The following is an 18,124-nucleotide window of genomic DNA, read 5'->3' as shown; positions in this document are numbered from 1 at the left end:
ATGTCACGGTACGACTGGGGCGGCACGCACCCGGGCATCGAACGGCTGGAGCAGGCGGTCACCGCGCGCCGCGACGCCGTCGTCCGGCACCCCCTCTACGCCCACCTCGACACCCACGAGGCGCTGGTCACCTTCATGGAGCACCACGTCTTCGCGGTCTGGGACTTCATGTCGCTGCTGACGTCGCTGCAACGCCAGCTCACCTGCGTCACGGTGCCGTGGATCCCGACCGGCCCGACCGGCAGCCGCCGCCTGATCAACGACATCGTCATGGTGGAGGAGAGCGACGAGCTGGGCGACGGCTACATCAGCCACTTCGAGCTGTACGTGCGGGGCATGCGGGAGGCCGGCGCGGACACCACCGCCGTCGACCGGCTGGTGGAGCTGCTGCGGGCCGGACGGCCGGTCAGCGAGGCGCTGACCGAGGCGGGCGTGCCCGCCCCGTCGGCGGCGTTCGCCGGCACCACCTGGCGGATCATCGAGCAGACCCCGGTGCACTGCCAGGCGGCGGCCTTCGCGTTCGGCCGGGAGGACCTGATCCCCGAGATGTTCACCCAGGTCGTCGCCGTCAACGACCGCAGCCGCCGGCTGAACACCTTCGTCGACTACCTGGAGCGGCACATCGAGGTGGACGGCGAGCAGCACACCCCGATGGCCATGCAGATGCTCGCCGACCTCTGCGGCGACGACGACGCCAGGTGGCAGGAGTGCGCCGACACGGTCAACGAGGCGCTCACCGCCCGGGCGAAGCTCTGGGACGACATCCTCGCCGCGATCAAGGAGGGCCGACCGGCGTGAGCGCCGACCCGGTCGGGCTCTACCGCACGGTACGGCTGATCCGCCGGTTCGAGGAGCGGGCCATCGACCTGGTGCACGCCGGGACGATCGTCGGCGGCATCCACCCGTACCTCGGTCAGGAGGGGATCGCGGCCGGGGTCTGCGCGGCGCTGCGCGCCGACGACCTGGTCACCGGCACCCACCGCGGGCACGGGCACGTGCTGGCCAAGGGCGCCGACCCGGCCCGGATGCTCGCCGAACTCTGCGGTCGGTCCACCGGCCTGAACCGGGGTCGGGGCGGGTCGATGCACGCCGCCGACCTCGGTGTCGGGGTGCTCGGCGCGAACGCCATCGTCGGGGCCGGCGGCGCGATCCTCACCGGGGCGGTGTGGGCGCGCCGCCGCCGCGGCGACGACGTGGTGGGGGCGAGCTTCTTCGGCGACGGCGCGGTCAACGAGGGCATGCTGCTGGAGGCGTTCAACCTGGCCGCGCTCTGGCGGGTGCCGGTGCTGTTCGTCTGCGAGAACAACGGCTACGCCACCACCATGCCCGTCGCGGGCGCGGTCGCCGGCACCATCACCGGCCGCGCCGAGGCGTTCGGCATGCCGGCCACCGTCGTGGACGGGCAGGACCCGGAGACCGTACGCGCGGCCACCGCCGCCGCCGTCGCGCGGATGCGCGCCGGCGGCGGCCCCGAGCTGGTCGAGGCCCGCACCTACCGCTTCGACGCCCACCACACCTTCGAACACGTCGTACGCCTCGACTACCGGCCGCCCGACGAGGTGGCCGCCGGTCGGGCCCGCGACCCGGTGGAGATCCAGGGCGCCCGGCTGTCGACGGCCGACCGGGCGGCCGTGGACGCGGAGGTCGAGGCCACCCTCGCCGCGGCCGTCGAGTTCGCCCTGGCCAGCCCCGACCCCGATCCGGCCGGCGCGCTGGACCACCTGTACGCCAGCGGGCTGGTCGCCCGGACCGGAGGTGGCTGATGCCCCGGCTCTCCTACCGTCGGGCGCTCACCCGCGCGCTCGCCGACGAGCTGACCCGCGACGACGCGGTCTTCCTGCTCGGTGAGGACATCCGGGTGGCCGCCTCGAACGTCACCTCCGGCCTGCTGAAGCGGTTCGGGCCGGACCGGGTGATCGACACCCCGCTGTCGGAGCAGGCGTTCACCAGCTTCGCCACCGGGGCGGCCCTGGCCGGGCTGCGGCCGGTCATCGAGTTCCAGATCCCGTCGCTGCTCTTCCTGGTCTTCGAGCAGATCGTCAACCACGCGCACAAGTTCCCGCTGATGACGGGCGGGCAGTGCGCCGTGCCGGTCACCTACCTGGTGCCCGGCTCCGGCTCGCGTACGGGGTGGGCGGGGCAGCACTCCGACCACCCGTACAGCCTCTTCGCGCACGTCGGGGTGACCACCGTGGTGCCGGCCACCGTCGCCGACGCGTACGGGCTGCTGGTGTCGGCGATCCGCTGCGACGACCCGGTGGTGGTCTTCGCACCGGCCGGCGCGCTGGACCTGCGCGCCGACGTGTCCGACCTCGACCCGGTGCCGCTGGGCCGGGGTGTGGTGCGCCGCCCCGGCGCGGACGTGACGGTGGTCGCCGTCGGGCACCTGGTGCACGACGCGCTCGCCGTCGCCGACGAGCTGGCCGACCAGGTCTCCGTGGAGGTGTTCGACCCGCGCACCCTCTATCCGCTCGACCGGGACGGGCTGGTCGGGTCGGTGTCCCGGACCGGCCGACTGGTGGTGGTGGACGACTCCAACCGGTCCTGCGGCATCGCCGCCGAGATCATCGCGTGCGTGGTGGAGCGGGTCCGGCTGGCCGCGCCGCCGCGCCGGGTCACCCGCCCCGACGGGGCCGTGCTGCCCTTCGCGCCCGCCCTCGACCGGGCCGTGCAACCCGGCCGGGAGCAGCTGCGCGCCGCCATCCAACTGACCATGAAGGACGGATGACCGATGGACCCGAACTACGCGTGGCCGCCCGCCGGACAGCCGTGGAGCGACCTGCCCGAATCGACCCGTACGGCGATGGTGGCCAGCGGCGCCGCGGCCTGGGAGCAGATCTTCCACGGCCGGGCGACGTACAACCGGCAGTGGCGGCTGGCCCGGCCCCCGGTGGTCGGCGCCGACGCGTTCCGTGAACTCAACGAGGTCTGCGACCGGATCGCCCAGCTGATCCTGGAGGCGTGCCGACGGCGGGCCGCCACGGCCGGGCAGCTGCGCCGGCTGCTGGACGTGCCGGAGGGGGAGACCCGGCTGCTCGACGAGGACGAGCCGCTGCACGACGGGCTGCTCGCCGCGTTCCGGCCGGACGTGCTGCTGTCGGACGGGGTGCCGTGCATCGTCGAGTACAACATCGACAGCAGCCTCGGCGGCGCGTTCGACGCCGACACGGTGATCCACCGCTACGCCGACCTCTACCGCGAGCAGGGCCTGCTGGACCGGGTCCGGCCCGCGCCGTCCCTGCTGGACCAGCGGTTCGTGGCGATCCGGGACACCCTGGGCCTGGCCGACGGCGCCCGGGTGGCGCTGCTGATGGACCTCGACGCCGACTATCCCGGCCTGGAGGACCCGGAGACGTTCCTCCGGATCCTCGACCCGCTCGCCGACCGGGCCAAGCACTTCGGCATCGACCTGGTCATCGCCGGCATCGCCGACGCAGGCGTGGACGCCGGGCAGCGCCTCGTGGTCCGCGGGGCACCCGTCGACGCGCTGTTCCGGCTCTTCGTGCCCAACCGGGTCACCCCCAGCGCCGGCCTGGACGCGGTGGCCGCCGCCCTGGCCGCGGGCACCCTGCCGATGTTCGTCAGCGCCGCCGCCTGGCTGCTCGGCAACAAGCTCAACTACGCCTGGCTCTGGGCCGACCTCGACCAGCTCTCCGAGGCCGACCGGACGCTGGTCCGCCGGTACGTCCCGCACACCGTCGCGCTCACCGCCGACCAGCTCGACCGGGCGCTCGCCGACCAGGCGGACCTGGTGGCGAAGCCGGCCGGTGGCTCCGCCGGGCACGGGGTGCTGATCGGCCGGGAGCTGAGCGCGGTCGCCTGGGAGGACGGCGTCCGCGCCGCCATCGACGCGGGCGGCAACATCCTCCAGCGCTACCACCACGCCGACCGGGTGCCGATGGACTTCGTCCGGATCGAGACGGGGGAGACCGTCACCGCCGAGGTGCCGTACAGCCTGGCCCCGTACCTGTTCGACCGGACCGGCTCCGGCGCCCTCGCCCGGGTCGGCTACCCCGGCTGCGACGAGGTCCTCAACCTCGCCCGCGGCGTCCTCCTCACCGGCATCCTCCTCACCCCCTGACCCCCCCGCCCCCGCCCCCGCCCCCCGCTCCCGTGATCAAGAGGTTTGCGTCAGGGACACGCCGGTCGGCCGACCAGAACCTCTTGATCATCGGGGCGGGGGTGGGGGTTGGTAGCGTGGGTGGGTGGGGGAGCTGGGGCTGGCGTTCGAGGTGTCGGATCTGGCGGCGGAGTTGGCGCTCGCCCACTTCACGGCGGGTGTGTCGGTGACGTTGAAGGCCGACGGGACGCCGGTCACCGAGGCCGATCGGGCGGTCGAGCGGCTGCTCCGCGAGCGGTTGTCCGCGGCGAGGCCGGAGGATGCCCTTCTCGGCGAGGAGTTCGGTCGGCTCGGTACGTCCGACCGGGTCTGGATCATCGACCCGGTCGACGGCACTAAGTTCTTCAGCCGGGGCGACCCGAACTGGCGGGTCCACGTCGCGCTGGAGGTCGCCGGGCGCACCGAACTCGCGGTCGTCACCGCTCCCGCACTGGGCCGCCGCTGGTGGGCGACCCTGGGTGGCGGATCCTTCGAGTCGCCCTGGCCGGGCGTGGGGGCCGAGTCACGGCGCCTGGCGGTCAGCACCACGTCCACCGTGGCCGACGCCCGGGTCGACGTCCTGGGCGACGCCCGCAGGGGCTGCCTGCCGCCGGGTGTGGGCCGCGCACCGGCGACCCCGCTCCCGCTGGTCGAGCTGGTCCGGGGCGAGATCGATGCGTTCCTGGTCGAGCGCTACCACGTCTGGGATCACGCGCCCTGGATCCTGCTGGTCGAGGAGGCCGGCGGCCGCTTCACCGACCCGACCGGCGGACGCTCCGGCGACCAGGGCGGTGGTCTCTACTCCAACGCCCACCTGCACGGTGAGCTGCTCGCGGCGCTGGGGTACCCGCTCCACACCTGACTGCGGAAGCCGGGCCGCGCTGCTCCGGGACGCCGGTCGCGCGGAGCTGGCCACCGGCTCCGGGCGGCGTCGGTCAAGGAGTTGGCGTCGGGGAGTCCTGCTCCTCGGGGTCGGCGACGCGCGGCGCGGGGGTGGGGCGGGGACGACCGTGGGTGGCCAGGCGGCGGAGGGTCTCGGCGGTGGCGATGGCGTCGCTGCGGGCGCTGCCGTGCCGCCCGTCGCTGCTGTACAGCGACGGATCGGCGCCCACCGGGTGGTCGGTGAGGTGCACGTGCAGGGTGCCGAGTCGCGCCGCGAGCCGGGCCGTGTGCGCCGAGAGGGTACGCATCCGTTCGCCGAGGGCGGCCCGCAGCGGGGCCGGCACGGCGGGGCTCCGCGACACGTCGAACATGCCGACGGTGACGACGTCCGCACCGGCCGCCTGGAGCGGAGTGATGATCGCGGTCAGCTCGGCGTCGACCGCGTCGGGGTCGAAGCCGGGGCGGAAGGCGTCGTTGCCGCCGCAGACCACCAGCGCCAGGTCCGGCCCGAACGCCAGCGCGGGCGCCAGCTGCGTCGCCCGCACCTCGTGCGCCCGCAGCCCCCGCACCCCCAGGTTCAGGTACGCCAGTCCGGGCCGTACCGCCGTCAGCTCGGCGGCGATCCGGTCGGCCCACTGCACGTCGGGATAGCCGTCGACCGGCTCGCACATCCCCTCGGCCACGCTGTCGCCCAGCACCACGAAACGCCGCCACGGGTGCCCCCGCAGCAGCTCACCGCTCTCCCCGTCCCGCAGGCAGTACGGATCCGTCGCTTCGGTCAACGTCGATCCCACCCCCGCACGCTACCCCACCCTCCCCGCCTCCTTTCCGCGTCGATCATGGAGTTGGCGGCACCCCGCCCGGCGTGTCGCGCCGCCAACTCCATGATCGACGGAGGGAATGGGGGGATGCAGGTTGCCGTGTGTGGGCCGGGGGAGGCCGGGGAGAGGGAGCTGGCGTTCGGGCGGCGGGTGGGGGAGTTGCTGGCCGAGCGGGGGGTGACCGTGCTGTGCGGAGGTGGGGGTGGGGTGATGGCCGCCGTGGCGGCCGGTGCGCGGTCCCGGGGCGGCCTGGTGATCGCGGTACGCCCCGACGACGGCACCGAGCCCGGACCGGCCGAGGTCTCCGCGTCGGTGGTGACGAACATGGGCCAGGCGCGCAACGCGATCCTGGTGTGGAGCGCCGACGCGGTGATCGCCGTGGGCGGCTCCTGGGGGACGCTCAGCGAGCTGGCCCTCGCCATGCGCCGGGGCGACATCCCGGTGGTGGTGCTCGGCGGCTGGCGGATCCTCGACGACGCCGGCCGTCCCGTACCGGGCCTGCGGCACGTCGCCGATCCGGACGAGGCGGTCCGCGCCGCGCTGGCACCGCCGGGCGACGACACCCAGAGCCCGGCCGACGACCGGTGATCGTCTCCGGGTATCGGGCGCCGACGGCGAACCGTTGTCAGGCGGAGTCGGCTCCGGGAACCGCGCGCAGCAGGGCGATGTCGTGGTGGTCGACGTCGCGCGGCGGGTAGCCCTCCCGGAAGCGCAGTTGCTGGGGCACCGCCAGACAGGGCACCGGGTGGCCGTCGATCATCCCCTCGGCGAAGCCGTCCGCCGCGTACGCGAAGGTGACCCCGTCCAGCCCGGACTGGACCCCGCTGCCGTCGGGGCGGAACTCCACCGGGTGGATGTCGACCTTGCGCCCGTCCGGCGCGGTCAGTTCGGCGCGGACCGGCAGCCAGTCGACGGTGGTCACGAAGCCCAGCCGGTCGAGCAGCGCGAGCAACTCCGGCAGGCCGACGGCGTCGACGGCGAGGTCGAGGTCACCGTGCGGGCGGGTCTGCCGCCCCACGATCGCGTCCACCGCCCAACCGCCGGCCACCCAGACCGGCAGCCCGTCGAACTCGGCCAGCAGCGCGGTCACCTGATCCGCGTTCATCCGGCGATCGTGACAGACCGGCCGGTCGACCCGTCACACGGGTGAGGAGACCGCGGGTCCGGGCGCCGGTCGGTCGACCCGCGAGCGGGCGGCCAGCAGCGGCGCCACGGTGAGCACCAGGCAGGCCACCGACATCACCAGCAGCGCCGGGGTCAGCCCGAGCAGGGCCACCGACCAGCCGCCGAGCAGCGCCCCCACCGGCAGGCCGAGGAACGCCACCGAGCCGGCGATGCCGAGCACCCGGGTCTGCAACGCCTCCGGCACCCGCTCGTAGAGCGCCGCGCCGAGCAGCGGGTTCACCACCGAGATCGCCACCCCGGACAGGAACGTCACGGTGAGCACCACCACCAACCGGTCGCTGAGGGCGAGGGCGAGCAGCCGGGGCGTGCCGCTGAGCGCCACCCCCAGCGCGAAGGTGAGCCGGCGGGGCAGCCGCGTACCGGCCACCGTGAAGACCAGGTTGCCCGCGAGGGCCCCACCGGCGAAGACCCCGAGCAGCAGGCCGAACCCCGCCGGGTCGCCGAGGACCCGGGCCACCCAGAGCGGGATCCACACCGCCACGCTGGCGTTGGCGAACATGTTGGACGCCGACACCACCACCAGCATGGTCAGCAGCGGCCGGTCGGTGCGCAGGTGGGCGAAGCCGCCGCGCAGGGCGCGCAGGTAACCCTCCCGGGCCGCCGGCACCGCCGGGGCCGGCGGACGCACGAGTACGCCGACCAGCAGCGCGCAGACCGCGAAGGTGCCCGCGTCGATCCAGATCGCCCGGGTCACCCCCACCCAGTCGATGAGCAGACCGCCCAGCACCGCCCCGAACAGCGTCATGCCCCGGGTCAGTCCGTCGTAGGCGGAGGTGAGCCGGATCAGCGGCACCCCGGCCCGCTCGGCGGCTGGCTTGAACAGCACGTGCTTGACCCGGTCGCCGATGCCGCGCAGCCCGCCCGCGACGGCGACCAGCGCCAGCAACGTCCCGAAGCCGAGCCAGGGTGCCAGCGCCACCAGCGCCATCGCCGCCGCGCTCGCCGCGTCCGCCACGACCGAGGTGCGGCGCACCCCGAACCGGTCCGCCCACGGCGTGGCCAGGGCGGAGGAGAGCATGTACGGCAGCGTCTCCGCCGCCGCGACGAGGCCCATCCGGGTGGGGCTGCCGGTGGTCTCCAGCACCAGCCAGGGGATCGCCACCACCGAGATGCGGGTGCCCAGGTTGGAGATCAGGTCCGCGCCGACCAGGGTGTACAGCTCCCGGCGCGCGGTCACACCCGGCCGCCGCTGGCCGTGGGGACGGTGTCGGCGTCCTGTGGATGGTCGGCCGCGTACCGGGCGCGCAGGGCGCGCTTGTCCACCTTGGCCGAACGGTTCAGCGGCAGCGCGTCGACGAACTCCACCGCGCCGGGTGCCCAGGTGTCGCTCAGCTCCCGGACGACCAGCCCGATCAGGTCGTCGCCGGTCACCGTCGCCCCCGGCGCCCGCACCACGTACGCGTGCGGCAGCTCACCGGCGACCGGGTCCGGCACGCCGATCACCGCCGCCGCCCGGACCTCGGGGTGGGTGGCGAGCGCGTCCTCGATCGGGCGCGAATAGATCGGCCAGCTCTTCTGCCGGGTGAGGATCCGGTCCTGCAGGCGGTCGACGAGGTAGAGGTAGCCGTCGGCGTCGAGGTGGCCGATGTCGCGGGTGCGGACCCAGCCGTCGACCAGCGTCTCGGCGGTCAGCTCGGGTCGGCCGTGGTAGCCGGCGAAGCTGAGTTTCGTGCGGACCCAGACCTCGCCGTCGACGCCGGGTGGCAGCACCCGCCGGTCGGCGTCGCGGATCTGCACCGCCACGTCCCCGTACGGCCGGCCGCAGGAGCGCAGCCGCTCCGGATGCGCCGGGTCCTCGGTCAGCCCCGGCAGGGCGCAGATCACCACCGCCTCGCTGAGGCCGTACACGATCCGCAGGACCGGGCCGAAGCGGGCGATCGCCTGGCGCAGCCGGGCGGGCGCGGCGGGCCCGGCGCCCACGTTGAACATGAACATCGCGGAGAAGTCCGCGCCGGGCAGGTCCGGATGGTCGAGGACCTCGTAGAGCATCGGCGGGGTGACGAAGGTGGAGGTGAGCCGTTCGGCGTCGACGGTGGCGATGAACGCCGCCGGATCCCACCGGTCGCGCAGGAAGAGCACCCCGCCGGTGAAGAGGTTGAACAGGGTGGTGATCTGCCCGCTGGCCAGCCACATCGGCGAGTGCGACAGGTGCCGCAGCAGCGGCAGGCCGGCACCGCGGAAGTCGGCCGCCAAAGCCAGCACCTGGCGGTAGAAGCTCTCCCGGTGGTGCACCAGCTTCGGCGTGCCGGTGGTGCCGCTGGTCTGCAGGAACGACTCCGGCGCGGGCACCCCGGTCGGCAGCGCCACCGGATCCCCGGCCGGCGCGGTCAGGTCCGGGCCGGCCCCGCCCGCGCCCAGGCAGAGGACCGGTACGCCGGGCAGCCCGGCGGCGAGTTGCGCGCCGAGCCCGTCGGCGGCCCGCGCGTCGTGGACGAAGACGTCGGGGCGGGCGAGCGCGACGAACTCGTCGATCTCACGGCGGGAGGTGACCGGCGCGATCCACATCGTCCGGCAGCCCAGCAGGTGCGTGGCGAGTTGCAGCAGCGGCCCCTCGACGGTGTTGCCGAGCATCACCAGCACGGCGGCGCCGGGGCGGACGCCGCGCCGGGTGAGCGCGGCGGCCAGGGCGCGCACCTCGGCGGCGACGTCGGCGTAGGTCAACCGTCGGCCGTCGCCGACCAGCGCCTCGCGCTCGCCGAACCCGGCGAACAGCTCCAGCGCCTCGTGCACGTAGGACGTCGGTCGGGCGGACTCCTCGCTCATCGCACAGCCCCCATCGCGGGTCGGCGGCCGTTCGCGCGGGCCCGGTGGGGCGTGCCGCGCCGACCGGCCGCGAGCGGCGTCCGGGCAGGTCACGGCCAGGACGCGACGGCCGGTGCGCGGGTCGGCGACCGCACCGCCGCCGACTGCGAGCCTAGGCGGGGCCGCCCGGCGGCCGACAGAGCCGAACGGCGTCCGGCCGCGCCCCGTGGACATTTGACCATGTCGATCAGGTTGATTGACGCCTGTCAGCAGCGGCCGCTAGCTTTCGGACCATCGCCCGGCCGGTGCAGGCAGTGGACCGCACCCCGGGCTGCCAACGATGGAGGTTCAATGTCGACCCCGAAGAGATGGCACGTCATAGCTTCCGCCGCCACCCTGCTGATCGTCGGTACGCCGGCGGTCGTGGCGAGCGCCGACACCGACAGCGACAGCGCCCGGCACGGGCGGAGCGAGTGGGCGGGCAGCTGGGCGGCGGCGGTGACTCGCGGCAACACCGTCGGCCTCACCAACACCGGCCTCAACAACCAGAGCATCCGGATGACCGTGCACACCTCCGTCGGCGGCGACCGGCTCCGGGTCCGGCTGACCAACCTCTACGGCGAGCAGGCCGTCAAGGTCGGCCACGCCACCATCGCCCGACCGAACACCGCCACCCCCGACGACCGCTCGGACATCGACCCGGCCTCCCTGCGCGAGCTGACCTTCGGCGGCGCCACCTCGGCCACCATCAACAAGGGCGCCGAGCTGCTGAGCGACCCGCTGGACCTGCCCGTCAACGAGCAGGAGGACCTGCTGGTCACCCTGCACTTCCCGGTGCTGACCGGCCCGGTCTCCTTCCACGGCCAGTCCCGGGCCACCACCTTCATCGGCGCCAACGACCTGACCACCGCGGCGGACGGCGCCGGCTTCACCATCAAGCCGAACTGCTGCTGGATGTTCCTCTCCGGCATCGACGTGGAACGCCGGCTCAGCCCCGGCGCGGTCGTCGTCTACGGCGACTCGATCGCCGACGGCAACGGCAGCACCGTCAACGCCAACAAGCGCTGGCCGGACCTGCTCGCCGCCCGGCTCGCCGACGCCCGCCCCGAGGTCCGCACCCCCGGCGTGCTGAACATGAGCCTCGCCGGCAACCGGCTCAACCACGAGGGCCCGGAGCCCGGCGCGGGTGGCTTCCCCGGCTACAACGAGCTGGGCCCGAACGCCCTCGCCCGGCTCAACGAGGACGTCTTCCCGCAGACCGGCGTGCGGACCCTGATCACCCACCTCGGCATCAACGACATCTGGATGAACGGTGACTCCGCGGAGAGCATCATCGCCGCCCTGCGGCAGCTCAACCAGCAGGCGAAGGAGCGCGGCCTGACCAGCCTGGTCGGCACCATCACCCCGTACGAGGGCAACGGCGGTCCCGGGGTGTGGACGCCGGAGAAGGACGCCACCCGGCAGGCGGTCAACACCTGGCTGCGCGGTCCGGGCGGGCAGGAGTTCGACGGCGTGCTCGACTTCGACGCGGTGCTGCGCGACCCGGCGCAGCCCAGCCGGCTGCTCCCGGCGTACGACTCGGGTGACCACATCCACCCGAACGACACCGGCAACCAGGCGATGGCGGACGCCGTACCCCTGCGCCTGCTCGGTCTGTGACACCGGTGGGGGCGGCGGGTGATCCCCGCCGCCCCCACCGCCGAATTCCTGGGGAGGTACGACCGCCGTGGACGTCGACGAGATCCTGACCGGGCTGTACAGCGAGGCCGGTCGGCAGGACCCCTATCCCTGGTACGCGGCGCTGCACCGGCACGGGCCGGTCAGCGCCGTACCGGCCCGCGCCGAGCACTCCACCGTCTCCGCCGTCGCCGTCGGGTACGACCTGGTCGACCAGGTGCTGCGCGACCCCGGCTGGTACAAGGGGATGCCACCGGGCTGGCAGGAGCAGGAGATCCTGCGCACCTTCCTCACCTCGATGATGTTCGTCAACCCGCCGGACCACACCCGGATGCGGGCGGTGTTCGCCAGGACCTTCACGCCGCGCCGGCTCAGCGCCCTGGAGCCGGTGATCGTGCGGGTGGTCGACGCGATGCTGGACCGGATGGCCGACGCGGGTGCCGGCGGCGCGGAGGTCGACTTCGTGGCGGACTTCGCGTACCCCGTCCCGGCGCTGGTGATGGCCGAGTTCATCGGCCTGCCGGAGGCGGACCTGGCCTGGTACCGGCAGCGGGTCGACTGGATCGACGAGTACATGGACGTCGCCGGCAAGACCCCGGAGCGGCTGGCCCGGGCCAACCGGGCCGCCGAGGAGCTGCGCGACTACTACCGCGACCTGATCGCCCAGCGGCGTCGCCGGCCCGGCGAGGACCTGATCAGCGGGCTGGTGGAGGCGCTGGACGGCGGCGGTGTCGAGCTGACCGAGGACGAGCTGATCAGCAACCTGATCGTGCTGTTCAACGCGAGCTTCGTGACCACCGTCTACATGTTCAGCAACGGCCTGCCGCTGCTGCTCGCCCACCCGGACACCGTCGCGGCGCTGCCCGGCGACGACGCGCTGGCCCGCGGCTGCGTGGACGAGGTGCTGCGGATGGCCAGCCCGGTGCACTTCCTGGCCCGGTCCGCGCCCCGGGACACCGAGCTGGCCGGCGTGCCGGTCGCCCGGGACGAGAACGTGCTGCTGCTGATCGGCGGGGCGAACCGCGACCCGGCCCGGTTCCCCGACCCGGACCGCTTCGACCCGCGCCGGGACGGGCCGCCGTCGCTCGCGTTCGGGGTGGGACTGCACTTCTGCCTCGGCTCGGCGGTGTCCCGGCTGGAGGGCCGGCTGGCCCTGCCGCGGCTCTTCGCCCGGTTCCCCGGCCTCGCCGTGACCCAGGAGCCGACCTACAGCGGCAGCCTCTTCCTGCGCGGCATCGACAAGCTCTTCGTCGCCACCGGCAGTTAGGAGACCGGCATGGCCCTCGACCCGCAGGTGGTCGCGTACCGGGCCGCGCGCGCGGCCGCCGGCACCCTACCGCTCTACCGGCAGACCCTGGCCGAGGCCCGCGCCGCGGACCTCGCCGCGATCCGCGCCGGCGGCGGCGATCCCGAGCCGGTGCACGAGGTACGCGACACGCACGTCCCCGGCCCGGGCGGGCCGCTGCCGGTGCGGGTGCACCGGCCGGCGGGCGACGGACCGCTGCCCACCCTGCTCTACTTCTTCGGCGGTGGCTGGACGCTCGGCAGCGTGGAGACGGCCGACGGGATCTGCCGCCGGCTGGCCAACGCGACGCCCTGCCAGGTGGTCACCGTCGGCTACCGGCTGGCCCCGGAGCACCCCTTCCCGGCCGCCGTCCAGGACTGCCACGCGGCCCTGCGGTGGGTCGCGGCGCACGCCGACGAGGTCGGTGCCGACCCGGACCGGCTGGCGGTGGCCGGCGACAGCGCGGGCGGCAACCTGGCCGCGGCGGTCACCCTGCTGGCCCGCGCCGACGGCGGGCCCCGGCTCGCCGCCCAGGTGCTGGTCTATCCGAACACCGACCAGCGGCCCGGTCCGGCCCCGGCCGACGACGAGGACCCGGCGCTGTTCAACCGGCACTCGGTCGCCTGGTACCGGGCGCACTACCTGGCCGACGCCGGGGACGCCGCCCACCCGCTGGCCTCGCCGCTGCTCGCCGAGGACCTCTCCGGGCTGCCGCCCGCCCTGGTGATCACCGCCGAGCACGATCCGCTGCGCGACGAGGGCGAGCGGTACGCCGACCGGCTGCGCGACGCGGGCGTGCCCACCGCGCTCACCCGCTACCCCGGCATGATCCACGGCTTCTTCGCCATGCCGGGGGTCTTCGACGCCGGCCGCCGCGCCCAGGAGCAGGTGGCGGCCTTCCTGCACGACCGGTTCGGGCCGGCCCCGGTGCCGTCCCCGGCCGGGGCGACCGGTGCCTCCGATGGCTGACCGGACGAACTGCTCCTTCGTGCCGGTGAGCCTGACCGACTTCGCCGAGGCGGCGCGGGCGGTGGTGCCGCCGCAGGTGTGGGACTGGGTCGAGGGCGGCAGCGGGACCGAGACCACGCTGGCCGCCAACCGGGCCGCCCTCGACCGGATCGCCGTGCTGCCCCGGGTGCTGACCGGCGTCGAGGCGCCCCGCACCGACGCGCCGCTGCTCGGCCGGACGCAGGCCATGCCGGTGGCGGTCGCGCCGATGGCGTACCAGAAGCTGGTCCACCCGGACGGCGAGCGGGAGCTGGCGGCGGCGGCCCGCGCGGCGGGCGTGCCGTACGTGTCGAGCACCCTGAGCAGCACCCCGATCGAGGAGGTCGCCGCGGTCGGCGCAGAGCTGTGGTTCCAGCTCTACTGGCTGCGCGACCGGGGGATGGTGACCGAGCTGGTGGACCGCGCCGAGGCGGCTGGCTGCACCGCGCTGGTGGTCACCGTCGACGTGCCGGTGCTCGCCCGGCGCTGGCGCGACCTGCGCAACGGCTTCGCCCTGCCGCCGCACGTCACCGCGGCCAACCTGCCCGGCGGGCGGGACGACCTCGCCCACCAGGGCGTCCCCGGGGTGTCCGCCGTCGCCGCGCACATCGGTGCGGTGTTCACGCCGACGCTGAGCTGGGCCGACCTGGAGTGGCTGCGCGGGCGTACCCGACTGCCGCTGCTGGTCAAGGGCATCCTCGACCCGCGCGACGCGGTCCTGGCGGCCGAGGTCGGGGCGGCCGGTGTGATCGTCTCCAACCACGGCGGCCGGCAGCTCGACGGCGCCCCGGGCAGCGCCGACATGCTGCCCGAGGTGGTGGCCGCGGTGGGGGATCGGTGCGAGGTGCTGCTGGACAGCGGGGTGCGCGGCGGCCTGGACGTGCTGCGCGCGCTGGCGCTCGGCGCGAGCGGCGTGCTGGTCGGCCGGCCGATGCTCTGGGCGCTCGCCGTCGGTGGCCGGGCCGGGGCCGACGCCGCGCTGGCGTTGCTCGCCGCCGAACTGCGCGACGCGCTCACGCTGGCCGGTTGCGTCGACCCGGCCGCCGCCCGCGAGCTGCGCACCCGGATCGGAGGGTGAGCGTGGCAGCGGTGGACCTGGACGTGGCGGCCCTGCACCCGGCCGTCGACGATCCGGCGCTGAACTCGATGAACTTCCTCAACGAGGTGGCGCAGCAGTACCCGGACGCGGTGTCGTTCGCCGCCGGCCGGCCGTACGAGGAGTTCTTCTCCGTCGACGCGGTGCACCGCCACCTGGAGACGTTCCGCCGGCACCTCGCCGACGACCTCGGGCAGAGCCCGGACCAGATCCGGCGGACCCTGCTCCAGTACGGCCGCACCAAGGGCATCGTGCACCACCTGATCGCCCGCCACCTCGTCGTCGACGAGCGGCTCACGGTCGACCCGGAGAGCATCGTGGTCACCGTCGGCTGCCAGGAGGCGATGTTCCTGGTGCTGCGGGCGCTGCGCGCCGGGCCACGGGACGTGCTCCTCGCGGTCACCCCCACGTACGTCGGTCTCACCGGCGCGGCCCGCCTGGTCGACCTTCCGGTGTGGCCCGTGACCGACGGCCCGGCCGGGATCGACCTGACCGACCTGCGCGACCAGCTGCGTCGGGCCCGCGCCGAGGGGCTGCGCCCCCGCGCCTGCTACCTGATGCCCGACTTCGCGAACCCGTCCGGCGTCAGCATGGACCTCGACCGGCGCCGGCGGCTGCTCGACCTCGCCGCCGAGGAGGAGTTGCTGCTGATCGAGGACAATCCGTACGGGCTCTTCCCGGCCGGGGACGCCGACCGGCTGCCCACCCTGAAGGCCCTGGACACCCGACGGCGGGTGATCTATCTCGGCTCGTTCGCCAAGACGGTGCTCCCCGGGGCCCGGGTCGGCTATGTGGTCGCCGACCAGCGGGTGGCCGGCTCCGACGGCGGTGTCGGCCCGCTCGCCGACCAGCTCGCGAAGATCAAGAGCATGGTCACGGTGAACACCTCGCCGATCGCGCAGGCCGTGATCGGTGGCGCGCTGCTGGCGCACGACTGCTCCCTGGTCGCGGCCAACCGACGGGAACGGGCCGCGTACGCCCGCAACCTGCGGCACCTGGTCGACGGGCTGGCCCGGCGCTTCCCGGCCGGCGGCCCGGTGCGCTGGAACGTGCCGGCCGGCGGGTTCTTCGTGGTGGTCACCGTGCCGTTCGGCGTCGACGACGCGCTGCTGCACCGGTCGGCCCGCGAACACGGCGTGCTCTGGACCCCGATGGCGCACTTCTATGCCGACGGGGCGCCGGTCCCCGCGCTGCGGCTCTCGGTCAGCGCGGTCACCCCGGCGCAGATCGATCTCGGACTGGACCGGCTCGCCGCGCTGCTCACCGCCGAACTCGCCGCCCGGGCCGCACCGGCCTGACACCGTAGTGTCGCCGTTCCGCCACCACCCGTGTTCCCGCTCCGCATCGGACCGTAGATAATGGACCGATGGTTGCCTGGGAGTACGCGTTGCTGGTCCGTCGTTATCAGGGGCAGGGCCGCAATTTCCACGTGTCGTTCGTCTGGTACGGCCCGGACGGGTCGCGCACCGACATCACCGCGTACGCCGACACCGCGATCGCCCACCTCAACCGGGCCGGTCGGGACGGCTGGGAACTCGTCTCCGCCGCCGAGGACGTGAACAACGTGCAGGGCAGCACCGAGGTGCACCGCTACCACCTCAAGCGTCCGCTCAAGGCCTGACCGGCTAGCGTTCCTCCCAGCGCCGGCGAATGGCCGGCCGACCAGGGGAGGGCCCGTGAGCCGGTACGTCGTCGGGGTGGACCTCGGCACCCTCTCCGGCCGCGCCGTGGTGGTCGACGTCGCCGACGGCACCGAGCGCGGCGCGGCGGTCCACCCGTACCGGCACGGGGTGCTCACGCAGCGGTTGCCGGACGGGCCGCCGCTGCCCCCGCAGTGGGCGTTGCAGGACCCGGCCGACCATCGCGAGGTGCTGCGCAGCGCCGTGCCCGCCGCCGTCCGGGCCGCCGGGATCGATCCGGCCGACGTGATCGGCATCGGACTCGACGCCACCTCGTGCACCGTGCTGCCCACCCTCGCCGACGGCACCCCGCTGGCCGAGCTGCCCGCGCTGCGGGGCCGACCGCACGCCTGGCCGAAGCTCTGGAAGCACCACGCCGACCAGGCGCACGCCGACCGGATCAACGCCCTCGCCCGGGACCGCGGCGAACCCTGGCTCGCCCGGTACGGCGGCCGGGTCTCCGCCGAGTGGCAGCTCGCCAAGGCCCTCGCCGTGCTGACCGAGGACCCGGAGGTGTTCGACCGCGCCGACCGGTGGATCGAGACCGCGGACTGGCTGGTGTGGCAGCTCTGCGGCCGGGAGACCCGCAACGCCTCCGCCGCCGGGTTCAAGGGACTCCGGCAGGACGGCCGCCATCCGGCCCCCGACTTCCTCGCCGCGCTGCACCCCCGGCTGCCCGAGCTGCTGGCGAAGGTCGACGGACCGGTCGCGGCACCCGCCGCCCGGTCCGGCGGCCTGACCGACGCCGCCGCCCGGTGGACGGGTCTGCCCGTGGGCACCGCGGTCGCCGTCGGCGCCATCGACGCGCACGTCACCGCGGCGGCCGCCCGGGCGGTACGCCCCGGCCGGATGCTCGCCGTGCTCGGCACCTCCACCTGCCTGATCATGAACTCCGACGACTGCCACGAGGTGCCGGGCATCTGCGGGGTGGTCCGGGACGGCGTCACCGCCGGCCGCTGGGGCTACGAGGCCGGGCAGAGCGGCGTCGGCGACATCTTCGCCTGGTACGTCGACCGGGTCCTGCCCGCCTCGTACGCGCAGGAGGCCCACCGTCGGGGCGTGTCCGCGTACGAGCTGCTCGACGCGCTCGCCGCCGACCAGCCGGTGGGCGGGCACGGACTGCTCGCGCTGGACTGGCACAGCGGCAACCGGTCGGTGCTGATGGACCACGAACTGAGCGGGGTGCTGGTCGGCCTCACCCTGGCCACCCGCCCCGAGGAGATCTGGCGCGCGCTGCTGGAGGCGACCGCGTTCGGCGCGCGGACCGTCGTCGAGGCGTTCACCGCGGCCGGGGTGCCGGTCGACGAGCTGACCGCCGCCGGGGGACTGACCGGCAACCGGCTGCTGCTGCGCTGCTACGCCGACGTGCTGCGCCGGCCGCTGCACGTGCTCGACACCGACCACCCGGCGGCGCGGGGCGCGGCCATCCACGCGGCGGTGGCCGCCGGGGCGTACCCGGACGTGGAGTCGGCGTCCGACGTGATGGGTGCCCCGCACCGCGAGACCTGGTACCCCGATCCGGCCCGCGCCGCGGCCTACGACGACCTGTACGCCGAATACCGCGCCCTGCACGACCACTTCGGCCGCGGCGGCACCGACGTCCTGCACCGCCTGCACGCCCTGCGCGCCCGCGTCACCCCCTGACCCGCCCCTCTCCGGCCTCAAGATCGC

The 18,124-nt window shown here is 74.6% G+C and carries 17 protein-coding genes; 13 read left to right on the top strand and 4 right to left on the bottom strand.

The window, feature by feature from the left end:
* The 5 genes from ABUL08_RS11050 (at nt 1) to ABUL08_RS11030 (ending at nt 4,961) form a co-directional block, all read left to right on the top strand.
* Nucleotides 1-798: a DUF3050 domain-containing protein gene (locus ABUL08_RS11050; protein ID WP_350937119.1), complete on the top strand. Its 798-nt coding sequence runs from the start codon at nt 1-3 to the stop codon at nt 796-798.
* Complete coding sequence (locus tag ABUL08_RS11045) at nt 795-1,763, top strand: thiamine pyrophosphate-dependent dehydrogenase E1 component subunit alpha (RefSeq protein ID WP_350937117.1); 969 nt, start codon at nt 795-797, stop codon at nt 1,761-1,763. Before ABUL08_RS11050 ends, ABUL08_RS11045 begins: the two co-directional genes overlap by 4 nt.
* Entirely contained in the window at nt 1,763-2,728 is a 966-nt protein-coding gene (locus ABUL08_RS11040) for an alpha-ketoacid dehydrogenase subunit beta (protein WP_350937116.1), read from the top strand. The genes ABUL08_RS11045 and ABUL08_RS11040 overlap by 1 nt, the downstream gene beginning before the upstream one ends.
* Before the next feature lie 3 nt (nt 2,729-2,731).
* Nucleotides 2,732-4,081 (top strand): ATP-grasp domain-containing protein, encoded by a 1,350-nt coding sequence (locus ABUL08_RS11035; RefSeq protein ID WP_350937115.1) that lies wholly within the window; start codon nt 2,732-2,734, stop codon nt 4,079-4,081.
* Nucleotides 4,082-4,205: 124 nt separating this feature from the next.
* Complete coding sequence (locus ABUL08_RS11030) at nt 4,206-4,961, top strand: inositol monophosphatase family protein (RefSeq protein ID WP_350937114.1); 756 nt, start codon at nt 4,206-4,208, stop codon at nt 4,959-4,961.
* 73 nt (nt 4,962-5,034) lie between these two features.
* Here the strand turns inward: ABUL08_RS11030 and ABUL08_RS11025 are convergent, their stop codons facing one another.
* Complete coding sequence (locus ABUL08_RS11025; RefSeq protein ID WP_350937112.1) at nt 5,035-5,775, bottom strand: SGNH/GDSL hydrolase family protein; 741 nt, start codon at nt 5,773-5,775, stop codon at nt 5,035-5,037.
* A gap of 114 nt (nt 5,776-5,889) precedes the next feature.
* Between ABUL08_RS11025 and ABUL08_RS11020 the strand changes: the two genes are divergently transcribed.
* Nucleotides 5,890-6,390 carry a TIGR00725 family protein gene (locus tag ABUL08_RS11020; protein WP_350937110.1) on the top strand — a complete coding sequence of 167 codons (501 nt, stop codon included), beginning with the start codon at nt 5,890-5,892 and terminating at the stop codon, nt 6,388-6,390.
* Between the two features lie 37 nt (nt 6,391-6,427).
* Here the strand turns inward: ABUL08_RS11020 and ABUL08_RS11015 are convergent, their stop codons facing one another.
* The 3 genes from ABUL08_RS11015 to ABUL08_RS11005 are packed head-to-tail and all read right to left on the bottom strand — an operon-like array spanning nt 6,428 to nt 9,750.
* Nucleotides 6,428-6,907 carry a nucleotidyltransferase domain-containing protein gene (locus ABUL08_RS11015; RefSeq protein ID WP_350937109.1) on the bottom strand — a complete coding sequence of 160 codons (480 nt, stop codon included), beginning with the start codon at nt 6,905-6,907 and terminating at the stop codon, nt 6,428-6,430.
* A 33-nt stretch (nt 6,908-6,940) separates the two neighbouring features.
* Entirely contained in the window at nt 6,941-8,164 is a 1,224-nt protein-coding gene (locus ABUL08_RS11010; protein ID WP_350937107.1) for an MFS transporter, read from the bottom strand.
* A complete protein-coding gene (locus ABUL08_RS11005; protein ID WP_350937105.1) occupies nt 8,161-9,750 on the bottom strand; it encodes an AMP-binding protein in 1,590 nt (529 codons plus the stop codon). Before ABUL08_RS11005 ends, ABUL08_RS11010 begins: the two co-directional genes overlap by 4 nt.
* 357 nt (nt 9,751-10,107) lie before the next feature.
* Here ABUL08_RS11005 and ABUL08_RS11000 point away from each other — a divergent pair, with 357 nt between their 5' ends.
* The 7 genes from ABUL08_RS11000 (at nt 10,108) to ABUL08_RS10970 (ending at nt 18,097) form a co-directional block, all read left to right on the top strand.
* Nucleotides 10,108-11,388, top strand: coding sequence for an SGNH/GDSL hydrolase family protein (locus ABUL08_RS11000; RefSeq protein WP_350938581.1), 1,281 nt, complete (start codon nt 10,108-10,110; stop codon nt 11,386-11,388).
* A gap of 67 nt (nt 11,389-11,455) precedes the next feature.
* Complete coding sequence (locus tag ABUL08_RS10995; protein ID WP_350937103.1) at nt 11,456-12,673, top strand: cytochrome P450; 1,218 nt, start codon at nt 11,456-11,458, stop codon at nt 12,671-12,673.
* 9 nt (nt 12,674-12,682) lie between these two features.
* Entirely contained in the window at nt 12,683-13,660 is a 978-nt protein-coding gene (locus ABUL08_RS10990) for an alpha/beta hydrolase (RefSeq protein ID WP_350937101.1), read from the top strand.
* Entirely contained in the window at nt 13,653-14,756 is a 1,104-nt protein-coding gene (locus ABUL08_RS10985) for an alpha-hydroxy acid oxidase (protein ID WP_350937099.1), read from the top strand. Before ABUL08_RS10990 ends, ABUL08_RS10985 begins: the two co-directional genes overlap by 8 nt.
* Nucleotides 14,705-16,072, top strand: coding sequence for an aminotransferase-like domain-containing protein (locus ABUL08_RS10980; RefSeq protein ID WP_377522118.1), 1,368 nt, complete (start codon nt 14,705-14,707; stop codon nt 16,070-16,072). The genes ABUL08_RS10985 and ABUL08_RS10980 overlap by 52 nt, the downstream gene beginning before the upstream one ends.
* Nucleotides 16,073-16,140: 68 nt before the next feature.
* A complete protein-coding gene (locus ABUL08_RS10975; protein WP_350937096.1) occupies nt 16,141-16,395 on the top strand; it encodes a hypothetical protein in 255 nt (84 codons plus the stop codon).
* A gap of 55 nt (nt 16,396-16,450) precedes the next feature.
* The gene (locus tag ABUL08_RS10970) at nt 16,451-18,097 is read left to right on the top strand and encodes a ribulokinase (protein WP_350937093.1); all 1,647 of its coding nucleotides are present in this window, start codon (nt 16,451-16,453) and stop codon (nt 18,095-18,097) included.
* The last annotated feature ends 27 nt before the right edge of the window (nt 18,098-18,124 follow it).

This window comes from Micromonospora sp. CCTCC AA 2012012, from assembly GCF_040499845.1.
Taxonomy (GTDB): Bacteria; Actinomycetota; Actinomycetes; order Mycobacteriales; family Micromonosporaceae; genus Micromonospora; species Micromonospora mangrovi.
This window is presented reverse-complemented; position numbering and strand designations above follow the sequence as displayed.